General features: G+C 54.8%; 1 protein-coding gene. It reads right to left on the reverse strand.

The genetic code is table 11. From position 1 onward, the window contains the following. Positions 1-1,108 (reverse strand): IS481 family transposase (locus V3W27_RS28055; protein WP_330208059.1); only part of this gene is annotated, 1,108 nt, incomplete at its 3' end. Between the last annotated feature and the right edge of the window lie 90 nt (positions 1,109-1,198).

A 1,198-nucleotide genomic window follows, 5' to 3' on the forward strand; every position in this document is an offset into this window, starting at 1 on the left:
TCAAGTCGATTTTGGCTATACGATGTTTACCCCAGTAGACATCGTGGATGCCATCCTCCGTCGTTTCCCGGATAGCTACTGACCTCCCGTGAAAAGCCTTTCCGACTGTGTATTCACGGTTCCCCCAGTAGATCTCGCCCTTCACCTGAACCTTCCTGATCACATCGCCATCGTTGTACTCCGGCGCCGCGGGTTGCTCCTGATATTCCCGTGGACTACTGCTGTAGCGGGCCGCAGGAACCTGCATGTCCAGCGCCTGGTGCGGGCGCTTCTGGTTGTAAATATCACGCCAGCTATCAAACGCCCGTTGCGCGCCATCGAGATCGATGAACAACTGGCCTTGCAGAACTTCGCTTTTAAGGCTGCGGTGAAAGCGTTCCAGCTTTCCTTGGGTCTGCGGATGATAAGGTCGGGAGTGGCCGACCTTGATGCCTTGGCTCATCAGCCAGATCTCCAGTGCGGTATAAACACCTGTCTGATCGCCCCAAGGCGAACCGTTGTCCATCGTCATGCGCAAAGGCAGGCCGTAGCGCCGAAAGGTCCGGATTAGATGCTCCTGAACGGTTTGGCGCTGCTCGTTCGCGCACGCAGCGATGCACAGCGAAAACCGTGAATGATCGTCCAGTATCGTCAACGGATGGCAACGGCCCAGGCCCAAGCTGATATGGCCCTTGAAGTCCATCTGCCAAAGATCATTGGGAGCTTCATGCTCGAACCGGATAAATGGCTTGATCTCAGCGGCCTTTTGATCAACGCGCGAGTGACGCTTTAAAACCGCATGCACGGTGCTGACAGAAGGCATCACTGCGCCGTTGTCTTCCAACACGCGCTTGAGCTTGCGAGCGCCCCAAGCCGCGTACTCCTGACTCACGGTCAGAATCTGCTGCTCAACCTCATCAACACAGCGTTTGGGTGACGTTTTCGGTCGCCGAGACTGGTTGATCAATCCCTCAACACCTGAGGCTTCAAACCTGTTTAGCCATTTGTAAGCAGTGCTTGGACTGATATTGAATCGACGGCAAAGCAGCCGAATATTGGCCCCCTCTTGCCGAGCCAAAAACACGAATTCCGAGCGAAGTTGCACGGTGGACACCTCTTCCCAAGACACAGGTCATCTCCTTGGCGATGAGCAATGCGTCTATTAAAAAGTGTCCACCATGTCTCCGAACACCTGTCCACCATGTCTCCGGTACATACA

Source organism: Pseudomonas sp. AM14(2022) (genome assembly GCF_036346455.1).
GTDB lineage: Bacteria > Pseudomonadota > Gammaproteobacteria > Pseudomonadales > Pseudomonadaceae > Aquipseudomonas > Aquipseudomonas putida_A.